The following is a 14,247-nucleotide window of genomic DNA, read 5'->3' on the forward strand; positions in this document are numbered from 1 at the left end:
CGCCCGCCCCCGGCGCTCCATGAACGACAACGCCGGGACATGCCCGGCGTTGTCGCGGCGCGGCGGTCCGGGCCGCCGACGGTGACGTCAGAACGAAGCCTTGAACTCCACACCGACCACGCGCGGCTCGTTGATGAAGCCGGTCAGGTTGTTGAAGTCGATGCCGCCGACCGCCTGCACCTCGTCGAGGATGTTGCGGCCGAACAGGGCGACGTCGTACCTGCCGTAGTCCCAGTTGTAGCCCACCCGCAGGCCGCCCTCGACCAGCGACTTGCCGGTGAACTCCTTCGACTCGTAGAGGAAGTAGTTCAGCTCGCTGCGGTAGGACCAGTCGGTCAGCACGTAGAACTCGCCGCCGTTGTCCATCGGCAGGCCCCAGCGCGCGGTCAGGTTGTGGCTCCACTTCGGCGCCTGCGGCAGCGGGTTGCCGTCGATCATCGCCTTGCCGCCGACCATGGGGTCGGTGACGGTGCAGGCGGCACAGACCGATACCGCCAGGTCGTCGTCCTTGATCTCGGTGTCGTTGTAGCTGCTGCCCAGGCTCAGCATCAGGTTGTCGGTCAGCCAGGCCTGGAAGTCGACCTCGAAGCCCTTGCCCACGCTCTTGTCGGCATTGAGCAGGATGTTGGCGTTGGACGAGCCGCCGACCGCGGTCAGCTGCTGGTCCTTGACCTCGTAGTAGAAGACGCTGGCGTTCAGGCGCGCGCGGCGGTCCCACAGGTCGGCCTTGATGCCGATGTCGAACGCGGTCGAGGTCTCCGGCTCGGCGACCGACTTGGCGTTGAACGCGCCGGCGGCCTGGATGCTGCTGCCGCGATAGCCGGTGGCGATGCGGGCGTACAGGTTGACGTCCTCGCTGAGCGCATAGGTGCCCGACAGGTCCCAGCTGAACTTCTTGTCCTCAGGCGAGGCCGACAGGTCGCCGTCGGGCTCCAGCGCGGCGAGCTGGTCGAGGGTGCACTTGCCCTCCAGCACGCAGGGCACGAAGCCGGTGTTCCAGTACTCCTCGACGGTCAGCTCCTTCTCGTCGACGGTGTAGCGCATGCCGCCGCGCAGTTCGAAGCGGTCGCTGACCTGCCAGGTGCCGGCGGCGAACAGCGCCCAGGAGTCGTTGGTCTGGCGCACCCGCTCGTAGCCGTCCTGCGCACCGCCGGCCAGCGAGTCGTAGCTGAAGCTTTCGACGTCGTAGTCTTCCTTGAAGTAGAACAGGCCGGCCTGCCAGTCGAACGCGGTGCCGGTGTTCGACTCGATGCGGAACTCCTGGGTCCACTGCGAGTGGTCGGGGATGCCGTCGGCGGTTTCCGACGCGAACGGAATCACGCCCGGGCCGGAGTCCGGCAGGAACGAGGCGCCGTAGCCGCCGTCGATGTCGCCGCGGCTGTAGGTTTCCACCGACTCGTAGCCGGTGATCGAATGCAGGGTGTAGCTGCCCAGCTCCCAGCGCAGGCGGGCGCTGGCGCCGCGGCTGTCGAGCTCGGAATGGTTGAGGCCGTCCAGCGCGACCTTGTCCTCGTCGAAGCCGTCGACCAGGTCGTTGCTGCCGGGCTTGAAGATATTGGCGCGGAACAGGCGCGCGGTGCCGTTGAGATGGCGCGCGTGGGCGTTGAGCAGCGCCTCGAAGCCGTCGCCCTCGTACAGGAACTGCACGCGCGCGGCGGACTCGTCGTAGCCCTCGAAGCCGTCGTTCGGGCCGGGATAGGTGTTCTCGACCCAGTCGTCGCGGCGCTGGAACATCGCCGAGGCGCGCGCCGACCAGCGATCGCTGAGGCCGCCGCCGACGGCGCCCTCGAAGTTGATCATGTCGTCGCTGCCGTAGCCGAGCTTGCCGTAGCCGCTGAGCTCCTGCGACGGGCGCACCGAGTCGAACTTGACCACGCCGGCCGGGCTGTTGCGGCCGAACAGCGACCCCTGCGGGCCGCGCAGGACCTCGACCTGGGCCAGGTCGAAGATCGGGAAGCCCTTCAGGATCGGGTTCTCCTGGACGACGTCGTCGTAGACCAGCGACACCGGCTGCGAGGTGTTGAGGCGGAAGTCGGTGTTGCCGTAGCCGCGGATGTAGAAACGCGGGAAGGCGCGACCGAACGAGGACTCGATGTTCAGGCTCGGCACCCGGCCGGACAGTACGCGCACGTCGCCGCCGTTGGAGCCGAGCACATCGAGGCTCTCGGTGTTGATCGCGGTGATCGACATCGGCACTTCCTGCGCGTTCTCGATCTTGCGCTGGGCGGTGACCATCAACGTATCGAGGGTCTTGGCATCGCTGCTGGTGACGGTGTCGTCGGTGGCGGTCGCGGCCTCCTGGGCGATCGCGGCCGGCGCGAGGCCGATCGCGAGCGAGGTGGTGATGGCGGCGGCCAGGGCGTGGCGGACGAGGACGTGCTTGGCGGTCATCTGGGTTCTCGGCAAGAAGCTGTCGGAAAGGGCTGTCTGGACGAACTGTCGAAACGAATGGAGCGCACCCTGGGGTACGCCGGATCGGCACGGACGTGCCGGCATTGCTGGACAGACGGACAGGCCGCACGGGTGGCGCGGACATGTCCGGGTCGGACTGGACCGTCCCTTGACGGCCCGGGCGCGGCATTGCGCGCCCCGGAGGATCGCGTGGCAGGCGAATGTTACAACATCGTTAAGCCCAGCGTACCCCGGCGTACGCCGCCGGTCGGCCTGGCGGCGGTCGCGGGGGCGGTGCGGCCCATGCTGCAAGCCCCATCGCGGCTGACGCCGCTCCTACGAAGCGCGCTTGCCTGCTCCATGACCCCAGCCCCCTGAGTCAGGGGGCGATTCGCGCGTAGCGCGAATGGGGGTGTGGCAGCGCAACGGTGGGGCCCAAGGTTTGCGAAGCAAACTTTGGGAGATATCCGCGCGCAGCCGGATATCGTTCCCCCTGACTCAGGGGGCGATTCGCGCGTAGCGCGAATGGGGGTGTGGCAGCGCAACGGCGGGGCCCATGGTTTGCGCGGCCAACTTTGGGGATTCCCGGGCGCAGCCCGGGGATCGCCGCTTGCACTGCTCCTCCCCCCTTGCCCCCGCGGCAGGGGCGTACCCGCAACGCCGGACCGGCGCCGGCTCAACGGCCGCCGGCCTGCAGCCGCACCGGCGCCACGAACGGCTTGATCCCCAACGCCTCATGGATCTCGCTGGGGTAGTAGGCGCGATCGCCCTGCAGGACGAAGGCGACCTTGCGCACGTCGGCGATGTCGGCACTGGGGTCGCCGTCGAACAGCACCAGGTCGGCGCGCTTGCCGACCGCGATCGAACCGCGGTCGTCGAGCACGCGCGCGACCTCCGCCGCATTCCAGGTCGCGGTCTGCAGCGCCTCGCCCGGAGTCATGCCCGCCTGCACGTACAGCGCCAGCTCGCGCTGCAGGGTGAAGCCGACCATCTCGTCGGTGCCCGCCACCACCGGCACGCCGGCCGCATGGGCGCGGCCGACGAACTCGACCAGCTTGGCGAAGCTGCGGTCGTAGCGCTCGCCGGTCTCGTCGTCGGGAATGTTCATCTCGGCGGCGCGACGGCCGCGCTGGATGTCCGGCGGCAGGTGTTCGGCGACATCGGCGACGATCGGCGATATCTGCCCGTCGCGCTGGTGCAGGAACTCGAAGGTCGCCAGGGTCGGGTCGATCACCACCCGGTGCGAGACCAGGCTGGCGATGAAGTCCTGCACCGGTGCGCTGTCCAGGTCGAGCCCCACGGTCTTGTCGGCGACCAGGTAGAAGCGCGCCAGGGTGCGGGTGTCGGTGTCCTCGTCGACGAAGAAGTTCAGCAGCAACTGGTTGATGTGCTGGATCTCGTCGTAGCCGGCGTCGATCGCGTCCTGCGCGCGCAGGAATGCCGGCACGTGGCCGCTGACCCGCAGGCCGCGCCGATGGGCGTAGGCGACGGTGTCCTTCAGGATCGCCTTCGGGAACGAGTTGTAGATCTTCAACTGCGGATAGCCGTGCGCGGCGTACCAGTCGATTGCCTCCCTGGCCCCGTCCAGGTCGCTGACGACGAAGCCGTTGCGCGCCGAGAAGTCGCTCTCGCCCTCCAGGAAGCCGGCGGCGACGATCCGCGGCATCATCAGCTTGCCGGCCTCGGCATCGCGGATCAGCTGCTGCAGGGTCGCGTTGTCGTTGCCCATGTCGCGCACGGTGGTCACCCCCGAGGCGAGGTTGAGGCCGCCGTCCCAGCGGCCGACATGGCCGTGGCTGTCGAACAGGCCCGGCAGCAGGACCCGGCCGCCGGCGTCGAGCACCTGGTCGGCGTCGATGTCTTCATCACCGGCGTCGCTGATCGAAGCGATGCGACCGTCGCGGACCAGGACATCGGCGGCCTCGCCCAGGCGTGCGTGCTCGCTGTCGAACACCCGGGCGTTGCGGATCAGCAGGCTTCCCGCGAGCGGATGCGCCAGCCGGTCCCGCAGATCGGCCAGCACCTTGGCCTCGGCCGCGACCTGGCGCTGCTCCAGGTCGGCCGCGCTTGCCTGCCAACCGTCCTCGATCAACTGCAGCCAGCCGGGGACGATGAAGGCGAACAGCCGCGGCACCTCGTCGGTGGTCGCCCAGACGAAGGTCGGGGTCAGGCCGACCCCGGTCAGCGCCAGCAGCTGCACCCGCTGCGGGCCCTGGCGGTTGGCGATGTCGACCGTCTCCACCGTCCGCATGGTCAGGGTGCCGCCGGGAATCAGCGGCAGCTTGCCGTCGGCGCGGCGCGCCAGCGCGCCCAGGGCGACCGAGAGCGACTCGGGGGTGCCGCCCAGCGGCGAGTACTGCGCGCCGTCCATGGCCGCCTGCTCGCCCTCGTCGGAGGCCGACTTCCAGCGCGCGACGCCATCGGCGATCTTGAAGGTTTCATCGACCGGAGCACCGAAGGTCGAACTGCCGCTGACCTGGTAGTCGCGGAAGGTGCCGTCGTCGGCGAGGCTGAAGCGCTCCTTCAGTTCCGGCCCGCGACCGTTGTCCTTGAACACGAAATCGACCTCGACACTGCCGTCGTCGTGGCGGGTCACCAACTGCTGGCCGGCCTGGCGACCGCCGTCGACGAGGGCCACATAGCGGATGGTCTCGGCGGCCTGGGCCGATGCGGCGAAACCCACCGACAACAGCGGAGCCAGCAGCATCAGGGCAAGCAGCGCCAGAGGGCTGCGGCGATCGTGTGCGACGTGTGCGAAAGGGAGCAAGCGGTTGCGATGCATCGTGGACACTCCTGTCGGATGCCCGGCCCTGCCCGCGCGGGCAGTCGCATGGAACCGGTCGCGCAGCCCGGCTCGTGCTGGACCAGGAAATCATGGCGGCGCCACCGCGACCGCTGCGCCCCTGCCGGCCAGCGGATCGGCCCCTGGACGGATTGCGGCGGATGGCGTTGACGTGGATCGGATGCTGTCGCGGACACGGGTAAGACCCTGCCCGCCCGCGCACCATGCAGCATGCGCTGCCGACGGACAAGTCGCCGGGGTCACAGTGTCGCGGCATCGCCGCGGATGCGGCGGCGTACCGCCGGGGCGCGAATCGCGTCGCGCTAGCGGACGCAGTCGGCCAGGGGCATGTTCAGCGACTGCCAGGCCGAACCGTCGCGGGTCGACTCGGCGAACAGGACCAGGCCCAGTCGGCGCGGATCGGCACCCTCGGGCAACTCGATCGCGGTCTCGCCGACCACCGGCGCCCGGCCGACCGCCCACGGCCCCTTCAAGGCCCGCACCACACGATCATGGCGCAGGGTCAGCCCATCGTTCTCGCCGGCCCTGACCTGGGTGCTGAGCCCGTCCTGGTACAGCGCCAGCCACAACATGCCCTCGCCGGGCGCCTGTCCCGCGACCGGTTCGGCCCTGACCCCGACCCGCAACCGGGCGTCCTCGACCACGACCCGCAGCAGCAGCGAGACCGGCGCGGTACGTTCGCGGACCGCCCGCAATGCCCCACGCGCGCGGCGATCGTCGCGCCAGTCGAGCATGGTCTTGTCGCCGACCATCACCTGCGGGGTATAGACGGTACGCCCGTTGTCGAGCTTGATCCGCACGCGCTGGCGCTGGCTGTAGGCGGGATCGGCGAAGCGGTCGATCCACCCGATCTCGTCCCAGTAATCGACATGGAAGGCCAGCAGCGAGGTGCGTGCGGGGTCCTCCTCCCGCGACAGGGTCGACAGCCACTCGTCCGCCGGCGGGCAGTCGCTGCACCCCTCGGAGGTGTACAGCTCGACCAGTGGGGTCATCTTCGCTTCGCTGCCGACATCGCAGGCGATGGCCGCCTCGGCCGCAGCAACGCCCGGTAACGACAACCCGGCCAGCAGCGCCAGAGCGATACCCGGCAGGCCTCGTGGCAAGTTCCTGTGCATCCGGTCGCGCATCGACTGCCTCCATCGAACCATCGACAAAACGAGGGGGTAGGCCCACAAAATGCAGCCATCTACGTCGAAACAGCACTCAACTTCGACGACTGCCCGGAAAAGCGATTCGCGACCGCTGCCACCGCGGCGGTTGCCGGCGCGGGCCATGATCGCCATGGAAGCGCGCCGCAGCGGGCCAATAAAGCCCCGATCGGCCCCGACCCGACAGAACCAATCACCCGATACGGTACGTATGCCGGCCCGGCAGGGTTACCCCGGACGGCCGCCCTCCGGCCCGAACATGGCTTTCGTCAGGGGCCGCTCCCGGCCCCATCCGTTAGGCTTCGGGATTCCTTATGACGAGGTTCGCCTGATGAAACACCCGCTTGCGCTGGCCCTGGCCATGGCCCTTGGCGTCGTCGCCCTGCCCTCCCATGCCCAGTCCTCCGATGGTGCCGCCGCCGTGTCCCCTGCCCTCGCCGCCAACCCGTTCATGCAAGAAAGCCCGCTGCCGCTGCACTACCCGCAGTTCGACAAGATCAAGGACAGCGACTTCGCGCCGGCGTTCGACTACGGCATGGCGCAGCACCTGAAGGAAATCGAGGCGATCGCCAACAATCCCGAGGCGCCGACCTTCGAGAACACCATCATCGCGATGGAGAAAGGCGGCCAGGTGCTGGACCGCGCGCTGACCGTGTTCTTCAACCTGGTCGGCACCGACACCAACGACACCCGCAACAAGCTGCGCAGCGAATACGCGACCAAGCTCGCCGCCCACCAGGACGCGGTGGCGCTCAACGGCAAGCTGTTCGAGCGCGTCGACGCGCTCTACAACACCCGCGACTCGCTGGGCCTGGACGCCGAGGGCGTGCGCCTGGTCGAGCGCTATCACACCAATTTCGTGCGCGCCGGCGCCAAGCTCGGCGAGGCCGACAAGACCCGGCTGAAGGAAATGAACGCCGAGCTGGCCGCGCTGGGCACCCAGTTCAGCGACAACGTGCTGAAGGAAGTCAACGCCTCGGCCGTGATCGTCGACGACGTCGCCGAGCTCGACGGCCTGACCGAGGCCCAGATCGCCACCGCCGCGCGCATCGCCAAGGAGCGCGGGATGGACGGCAAGTACGTGATCACCCTGCTCAACACCACCGGCCAGCCGCCGGAGTCGCAGCTGACCAACCGTGCCCTGCGCCAGCGCATCCATGAAGCCTCGGTCGCCCGCGGCAGCCACGGCGGCGACTTCGACAACCGCCAGATCATCTCCAAGGTGATGAAGCTGCGCGCCGAGCGCGCCAAGCTGCTGGGCTACCCGAACCACGCCGCCTACGGCCTGGAGGACCAGACCGCCAAGACCCCGGAGGCGGTGAACGCGATGCTCGGCCAGCTGGCCCCGGCCGCGGTCGCCAACGCCCGGCTCGAAGCCGCCGACCTGCAGGCGATGATCGACAAGGAACAGGCCGCCAAGGGCGAGCCGAGTTTCAAGCTGGAGCCGTGGGACTGGGCCTTCTACACCGAGAAGGTGCGCGCGGAGAAGTACAACTTCGACGAGTCGCAGCTCAAGCCCTACTTCGAGATGAAGAACGTGCTCGAGAACGGCGTGTTCTTCGCCGCCGGCAAGCTCTACGGCCTGAAGTTCAAGGAGCGCACCGACCTGCCGAAGTACCACCCCGACACCTGGACCTACGACGTCTTCAACGAGGACGGCTCGCAGCTGGCGATCTTCATCTTCGACCCGTACGCGCGCGACTCCAAGCGTGGCGGCGCCTGGATGAACTCCTATGTCTCGCAGTCCGGGCTCAGCGGCGACCAGCCGGTGGTCGCCAACCACCTCAACATTCCCAAGCCGCCGGCCGGCGAGCCGACCCTGATGACCTGGGACGAGGTGACCACCACCTTCCACGAGTTCGGCCACGCCCTGCACGGCATGTTCTCCGACGTGGAGTATCCGTTCTTCAGCGGCACCAGCGTCCCGCGCGACTTCGTCGAGTACCCCTCGCAGGTCAACGAGATGTGGGCCGACTGGCCGGAGATCCTGGCCAACTACGCCAAGCACCATCAGACCGGCGCGCCGATGCCGCAGGCGCTGCTGGACAAGGTGATCGCCGCGTCCAAGTTCAACCAGGGCTTCGCCACCACCGAGTACCTCGGCGCTGCCATGCTCGACCAGCGCTGGCACCAGATCGGCGCCGACCAGGTGCCCGACGCCGCCGGGGTGATGGCATTCGAAGCCAACGCGCTGGCCGCCGACGGCATCGACTACAAGCCGGTGCCGCCGCGCTACAAGACCCCGTACTTCAGCCACATCATGGGCGGCTATTCGGCCGGCTACTACGCCTACATCTGGTCCGAGGTGCTGGATGCCAACAGCGTGCAGTGGTTCAAGGACAACGGCGGCCTGACCCGCGCCAACGGCGACCACTTCCGCAAGACCCTGCTCTCGCAGGGCGGCAGCCAGGATGCGATGAAGCTGTTCCGCGACTTCGCCGGCCACGATCCGAAGATCGAGCCGCTGCTGGAGAAGCGCGGGCTGAGCACCGCCACCGGCGCGGCCGCTTCCGGCCAGTAAGCGCCACCCGGCCCCAAGCCAGGCCACGACGCCGCCCGGAGCGATCCGGGCGGCGTTTTTCGTTGCCGCGTCGTCGACGGTGGTCAGCTCGCCGCATCCACCCCGGCATCCCAGTCCAGCCAGTCGCCGGGGGCCAGCGGCAGCACCGTGAGCGCCGTGCCGCGCGCGGCCTCGCGCAGGCGGCCGATCGGGTCCTCGACCTCGACGTACTCGTCCATCCCGCTCACCCCGTAGTGGATCGGCACCAATCGCCGTGCACCGAGGATGGTCGCCGCCGCCACCGCCTGCTCGGGCGTCAGCACCCCCGGCTGTCCGCCGGCCGGCTTGCGCCATCCGAAGCGCGCGCCGTTGACCGGCAGGAAGGCGGCATCGAAGGGGCCGTACTGGCGACCGATGCGCCACCAGTGGCCGTGCCACAGGGTGTCGCCGCCATGGAAGACGCGACGCCCGCCGGCCGACACCACCCAGGACATCTGCGGATCGCCATAGCCGTCCGAAGCCGGCACCGCGGTGGCGGTGAAGTCGCCCAGCAATTGCGGCTCCCACGCCGGCGCCGGCCACGCCCGCGCCGCCTCGGGCAGCGGACGCGGATTGCTGCCCACCGGATGCAGCAACACCCCACCCTGGCCCAGCGCGTCGGCGACCGCGGCGGCGTCGAAGTGATCGCCGTGCGCATGGGTGACCAGGACGTAGGCATTGCCCTCGATCGCGCCCACCGGGATCAGCGGGTCGGCGAGCTTGTCGCCCCAGGCCCCGGTACTGGCCAGCGGATCGATCAGCAGGCTCGCCTGCGGCAGCCGCAGACGGATGCCGGCCCAGGCCAGCCGCTGCACCCGCAGGCCTTCGCCCGTGGTCGCGGCACGGACACGCCCGCCCGGGAGCAGGTTCAAGGCCAGCAACCCGGCCGTGCCGGCCAGGAACCGCCGACGTCGCAACCAGGGCCCGCGACCGGCTTCACCACCACTTCCTCCTCCACCCCCGCCGCCTGCGCCGCTCATGCCGCCACCTCCGCGGCCGCCATCTCCTCGAGCGACGTGTCGAGCTCGAACACCGACTGCGCGGGGATCAGTTCCAGGTTGTGGCGATGCCACCGGCGCTCGAAGGCACTCGCCTCGACCCCCGGCGCCAGGCAGTCCTCGATCGGGATCGCCGCGATCAGATCCGCGACCGCCACCGGCGCGGTCCCGGCACGGATCCGGATGACCCGCGCGCGCAGTTGCTGCAGATAGTGGATCGCGTTGTCGAGCACGGCCGCCGGAAAGTGGCCGACATGGCCGCCGACGACCCGGCCGCGACCGAATCGGCGGATCCGCCCGATCGCACCATGGATCAGTTCCGGATCGGCGCGGGACAGGTAGACGATATTGCCGACGATGGCGTCGCCGACGCAGACCAGGTCGGCCTCGGGCGCGTCCACGCTGACGTGGTCCATGGTCTTGCCCGGGTTGTGCACGAAGCGCAGCCGGTGGCGGCCCCAGCGCAGGCTCAGCGCGGTGTCGAACAGCAATTGCGGCTCGCGATAGAACGCGTCGACCCGTCGGTTCTGCGCCAGGAAGGTGTGCCGGTAGTGCCGGTGCGCGATGGTCAGCGCGTCCGGGAACAGGCGCATGCCGGCGATGTGGTCGCTCATGAAATGAGTCGCGGCGACCGCGCGCACGGTCTTGCCCATCTCCCCGCACAGGATCCGGCGCAGCGCGTGGGCGTCCTCGCTGCTGCCCAGCGAATCGACCAGCAACGCATCGTCGCCGTCGAGGAAGGCGGTGGCGACCGACTGGTGGTCGTTGCCGACGAACATCAGCACGTCGGGGGCCAGGGCTTCGTGGCGGAGTGTTTCATGCTTCATCGCGGGTACCTCGGAAGAACGCATGTCGTTGCGATGGGCTCATCCTCGCCAGCGGTCCGCGGCGCGACAAACGACAAATTCCCGCCATCACATTAGAAAAAATAACTTGATACGATGCGGCATCGCTGCCGCGCCCGAGGCGACCGTGAAACCCCGCCACCCCGCCCCGCTCAATGCGCTCAGGGCCTTCGAGACCGCCGCGCGCTGCCTCAGCTTCCAGACCGCGGCGGCGCGGCTGTTCGTCACCCCGGCCGCGGTCAGTCAGCAGGTCAAGCGGCTGGAGGCCCATCTCGGCGTCAGGCTGTTCCACCGCGGCCATCGCACGGTCGAGCTGACCGCCGAGGGCGAAGCCCTGGCCACCACCCTGGGCGAGCTGTTCGCGCAACTCGACCTGGCCCTGGACCGCGCCACCGCCGCCGCCCACGCCGACCTGCGGGTCAGCACGATGGAGTCGTTCGCCGCCAAGTGGCTGGCGCCGCGCCTGTACCGTTTCCACCACGACTTCCCCGAGCTCAGGGTGCGGATCGAGACCGGCGACGGCCATGTCGACTTCGCCCGCGACGGCGTCGATGTCGCGATCCGCTACGGACCCGGCGGCTACCCCGGCGTGGATGCCGAACGGCTGCTGGAGGCGCCGGCGTTCCCGGTCTGCGCGCCCGCGCTGGCCGAGCACGCGTCGCACCCGCTGGCCGAACCCGACGACCTGCGCCACCACACCCTGCTGCATGACGACAGCGCCGCCGATCGTCCCGGCGTGCCCGACTGGCCGGCGTGGCTGGCCGGCAGCGGTGCGACCCGGGTGAATCCGTTGCCGGGCCCGGTCTTCGCCAGCATCTATCTGGCCCAGGAAGCGGCGATCGCCGGCCATGGCGTCGCCCTGGGGCTGGCGCCGCTGGTCGAGGAGGACCTGCAGCGCGGTCGCCTGCGGCGCCCGTTCGATCATCGCGCCGACAACGCCTATGCGTTCTGGCTGGTGCGTCCGCGCGAGGCCGTCGTCCATCCGGCGCTGGACGCGTTCTGCGCCTGGCTGCGCCGCGAGGCCGCCGGTGCCAGCGGCGACGACTGCTAGCATTCTCGGCATGGCCATCGCCCCGCCCGTCGACGCCGAGGATGCCAGCCAGGCCCTGGCCGACTGGCTCGCGCCCCACCGGCGCCTGTTCGTGCTGACCGGCGCCGGCTGCAGCACCGCCTCGGGCATTCCCGACTACCGCGACAGCGATGGCGGCTGGAAACGCAGCGCACCGATCACCTGGCAGGCCTTCGGCAGCGATCCGCTTGCACGCGCCCGCTACTGGGCCCGCAGCCAGGTCGGCTGGCCGCGGGTCGCGGCGGCCCGCCCCAATCCGGCCCATCACGCCCTCGCCCGCCTGCAGGCGCTGGGCCGGGTCGAACGGCTGGTGACCCAGAACGTCGACGGCCTGCACCAGCGCGCCGGCAGCGCGGCGGTGATCGACCTGCACGGGCGCATCGACATGACCGTGTGCCTGGGCTGCGGACGCCGGTTGCCGCGCGACCGGGTCCAGGACCTGCTGGAAGCGGCCAATCCCGACTGGATCGGACTGCAGGCAGCGTCGGCGCCGGACGGCGACGCCGACCTCGACGGCCACGACTTCGGCCGTTATCGGGTGCCGGGATGCGGCGACTGCGGCGGCCTGATCAAGCCCGACGTGGTGTTCTTCGGCGAGAACGTGCCGCGCGAGCGCGTCGCCGACGCGTCCAGCGCGCTGGCCCGCGCCGACGCGATGCTGGTGGTCGGTTCCTCGCTGATGGTCTATTCCGGCTACCGCTTCGCCCGCGCCGCGCGCGAAGCCGGCCTGCCGCTGGCGATCCTGACCCGCGGGATCACCCGCGCCGATCCGCTGGCGACGCTGAAACTGGAAGCCGATGCCGGCACGGTCCTGCCGGCGGCGCTCGCGCGGCTGCGGCCCTGAGCATCGCGGGCGCTCCGCCGCCCGGCGGTGGCGCGACCTCCCTGCCGCGCCGCCGCCCCGCATGCTGCCCGGGCCCGTCAGCTTCCCTGCCTCGCTCCCGCCCGGTCCCGAAGGCGTCTCAATCCGTGTCGCTCGCGTCTCAGTCCCGCGCGTTCACATCGAGGGCATTCACATCAAGGAACAGATCGCGCGCCATCACTCCGATGTCCGGCTGGTCGATGAAGAAACCGTTGACGCCCAGGCCGTACAGCTGCAGCGCCTCGGCCATCGCCGACTGCACCTGGCCATTGGGCGACTGCGCCAGGTAGCGCTCCTCGGCGCGCAAGGTGTAGGGATGCACCAACAGGCCCTGGCCGAGCGCATGCGCGAGCATCGGATGCACGATCCCGGTGCTGCGGGTCGCGACCTCGGCGCGGCCGTCGCCGTTGCCATCCAGCGGCGGATCCAGCGCCAGCCGCGGCAGCAGGTTGCCCTTCCACGGCCCGACGCCCGAGGCGTAGTGGGCCTTCATCCAGGCCAGTACCGGTTCGCTCGCGAGTGCGCCATAGCGGGTGTCCGCAGCCAGGCCACCGTCGACGACATCGCCGAGGTCGCCGTACAGCGCGGCCAGGTCGCGGCCGTGGGCGACGTTGTAGCGGACGTCGTAGGGAACCGCGTCGTAGAGGTCGTCGTAGAGCTGGACCAGCGGCAGGTCGACGCCGGCCGCCGGCATGATTGCCTTCTCCAGCTCGATCAGGTTCTCGAATTCGAAGCTCTGGATGAACACCCGGCGCGGGTCGGTGAAGCCCTCGGCGACCAGGGTCTCGACCAGTTTCGCGCCCAGCGAAACGTCGATCGCGGCGCCGTCCAGGCGCCGCCCCTCGTGGGCGAAATAGGTCGGGTGCTTGGTCTCCGGATAGACGCCGATGCGACGCCCGCCGCGGCTCTCGCGCTTGATCAGCCGCAATACCTCGGCGAAGGTCGGGATGGTGTAGCGGCCGTCGTAGCGGGTGTTGCCCGGACGCACCTCGGGAATCCGCTCGCGCGCCCGCAGGGTCTTGATCTCGGCCAGGGTGAAGTCCTCGCTGAACCATCCGGTCAACGGCCTGCCGTCAATCAGCTTGGTGGTCCGGCGGTTGGCGAACTCGGGACGGCTGGCGACGTCGGTGGTGCCGGAGATCTCGTTCTCGTGGCGGGCGATCAGCACCCCGTCGCGGGTCGCGACCAGATCCGGCTCGATGAAGTCCGCGCCCTGGCGGATCGCCAGCCGGTAGGCCTCCAGGGTGTGTTCGGGACGGTAGCCGCTGGCGCCGCGGTGGGCGATCACGATCAGGCCGCCGTTGTCGGCGCGGGGACGCCGGTGCCCGGCGGCTTCGGCGCCGGTGCCGGCGCGGTCGAGGGAGGCGGGATCGGACATCCGGGGTTCGCCGGCACGCGCCGGCGCGGTGGCGACCAGGGAACAGGCCGTGATCGAGTAGACCACGAAGGCCATCGCCGCGAGCGTCGCGCGGGCGGACAGGCGGCGATGGGAACGGCGGCGCGCGGGCGGCGCGGCCGGGGTTTCGACGGGTGGGTGCATCGGTGCCTCCAATGGCAGGCCGCGGGGACGCGGGATCTCGGGATGCCGACTC

At 69.9% G+C, this 14,247-nt stretch carries 9 protein-coding genes; 3 read left to right on the plus strand and 6 right to left on the minus strand.

The window, feature by feature from the left end; genetic code table 11:
* Window positions 1-87 precede the first annotated feature (87 nt).
* The 3 genes from C9I47_RS09640 to C9I47_RS09650 all read right to left on the minus strand — a co-directional run bounded on the left by C9I47_RS09640 (window position 88) and on the right by C9I47_RS09650 (window position 6,297).
* Window positions 88-2,391: a TonB-dependent receptor gene (locus C9I47_RS09640; RefSeq protein ID WP_111266550.1), complete on the minus strand. Its 2,304-nt coding sequence runs from the start codon at window positions 2,389-2,391 to the stop codon at window positions 88-90.
* 676 nt (window positions 2,392-3,067) lie between these two features.
* Window positions 3,068-5,173 (minus strand): amidohydrolase family protein, encoded by a 2,106-nt coding sequence (locus C9I47_RS09645; protein WP_223250079.1) that lies wholly within the window; start codon window positions 5,171-5,173, stop codon window positions 3,068-3,070.
* Window positions 5,174-5,496: 323 nt separating this feature from the next.
* Window positions 5,497-6,297, minus strand: coding sequence for a DUF1223 domain-containing protein (locus C9I47_RS09650; protein WP_170288169.1), 801 nt, complete (start codon window positions 6,295-6,297; stop codon window positions 5,497-5,499).
* 406 nt (window positions 6,298-6,703) lie between these two features.
* Between C9I47_RS09650 and C9I47_RS09655 the strand changes: the two genes are divergently transcribed.
* On the plus strand, window positions 6,704-8,863 hold the full coding sequence (locus C9I47_RS09655; protein ID WP_407067519.1) for a M3 family metallopeptidase: 2,160 nt from the start codon (window positions 6,704-6,706) through the stop codon (window positions 8,861-8,863).
* 83 nt (window positions 8,864-8,946) lie between these two features.
* Here C9I47_RS09655 and C9I47_RS09660 read toward each other — a convergent pair whose 3' ends face one another.
* Together C9I47_RS09660 and C9I47_RS09665 are read right to left on the minus strand one after the other, a co-directional pair.
* On the minus strand, window positions 8,947-9,753 hold the full coding sequence (locus C9I47_RS09660) for an MBL fold metallo-hydrolase (protein ID WP_223250080.1): 807 nt from the start codon (window positions 9,751-9,753) through the stop codon (window positions 8,947-8,949).
* Window positions 9,754-9,857: 104 nt separating this feature from the next.
* Window positions 9,858-10,706, minus strand: coding sequence for an MBL fold metallo-hydrolase (locus tag C9I47_RS09665; protein WP_190238462.1), 849 nt, complete (start codon window positions 10,704-10,706; stop codon window positions 9,858-9,860).
* Between the two features lie 145 nt (window positions 10,707-10,851).
* Here C9I47_RS09665 and gcvA point away from each other — a divergent pair, with 145 nt between their 5' ends.
* Window positions 10,852-11,775 carry a transcriptional regulator GcvA gene (gcvA, locus tag C9I47_RS09670; RefSeq protein WP_190238463.1) on the plus strand — a complete coding sequence of 308 codons (924 nt, stop codon included), beginning with the start codon at window positions 10,852-10,854 and terminating at the stop codon, window positions 11,773-11,775.
* A 10-nt stretch (window positions 11,776-11,785) separates the two neighbouring features.
* Entirely contained in the window at window positions 11,786-12,637 is an 852-nt protein-coding gene (locus C9I47_RS09675) for an NAD-dependent protein deacetylase (RefSeq protein ID WP_111266556.1), read from the plus strand.
* Between the two features lie 139 nt (window positions 12,638-12,776).
* On the opposite strand, the gene C9I47_RS09680 is transcribed toward C9I47_RS09675, so the two are convergent.
* Entirely contained in the window at window positions 12,777-14,195 is a 1,419-nt protein-coding gene (locus C9I47_RS09680; protein ID WP_223250081.1) for a glycerophosphodiester phosphodiesterase family protein, read from the minus strand.
* Window positions 14,196-14,247 lie beyond the last annotated feature (52 nt).

This window comes from Marilutibacter maris, assembly GCF_003233695.1.
GTDB classification, from domain to species: Bacteria; Pseudomonadota; Gammaproteobacteria; order Xanthomonadales; family Xanthomonadaceae; genus Marilutibacter; species Marilutibacter maris.

Bases quoted from the DNA above. Each gene is read 5' to 3' on its own strand.
- C9I47_RS09675 (WP_111266556.1), top strand. From the start codon at position 11,786: ATGGCCATCGCCCCGCCCGTCGACGCCGAGGATGCCAGCCAGGCCCTG.
- C9I47_RS09640 (WP_111266550.1), bottom strand. From the start codon at position 2,391: ATGACCGCCAAGCACGTCCTCGTCCGCCACGCCCTGGCCGCCGCCATC.
- C9I47_RS09680 (WP_223250081.1), bottom strand. From the start codon at position 14,195: ATGCACCCACCCGTCGAAACCCCGGCCGCGCCGCCCGCGCGCCGCCGT.
- C9I47_RS09645 (WP_223250079.1), bottom strand. From the start codon at position 5,173: ATGCATCGCAACCGCTTGCTCCCTTTCGCACACGTCGCACACGATCGC.
- C9I47_RS09655 (WP_407067519.1), top strand. From the start codon at position 6,704: ATGGCCCTTGGCGTCGTCGCCCTGCCCTCCCATGCCCAGTCCTCCGAT.
- C9I47_RS09665 (WP_190238462.1), bottom strand. From the start codon at position 10,706: ATGAAGCATGAAACACTCCGCCACGAAGCCCTGGCCCCCGACGTGCTG.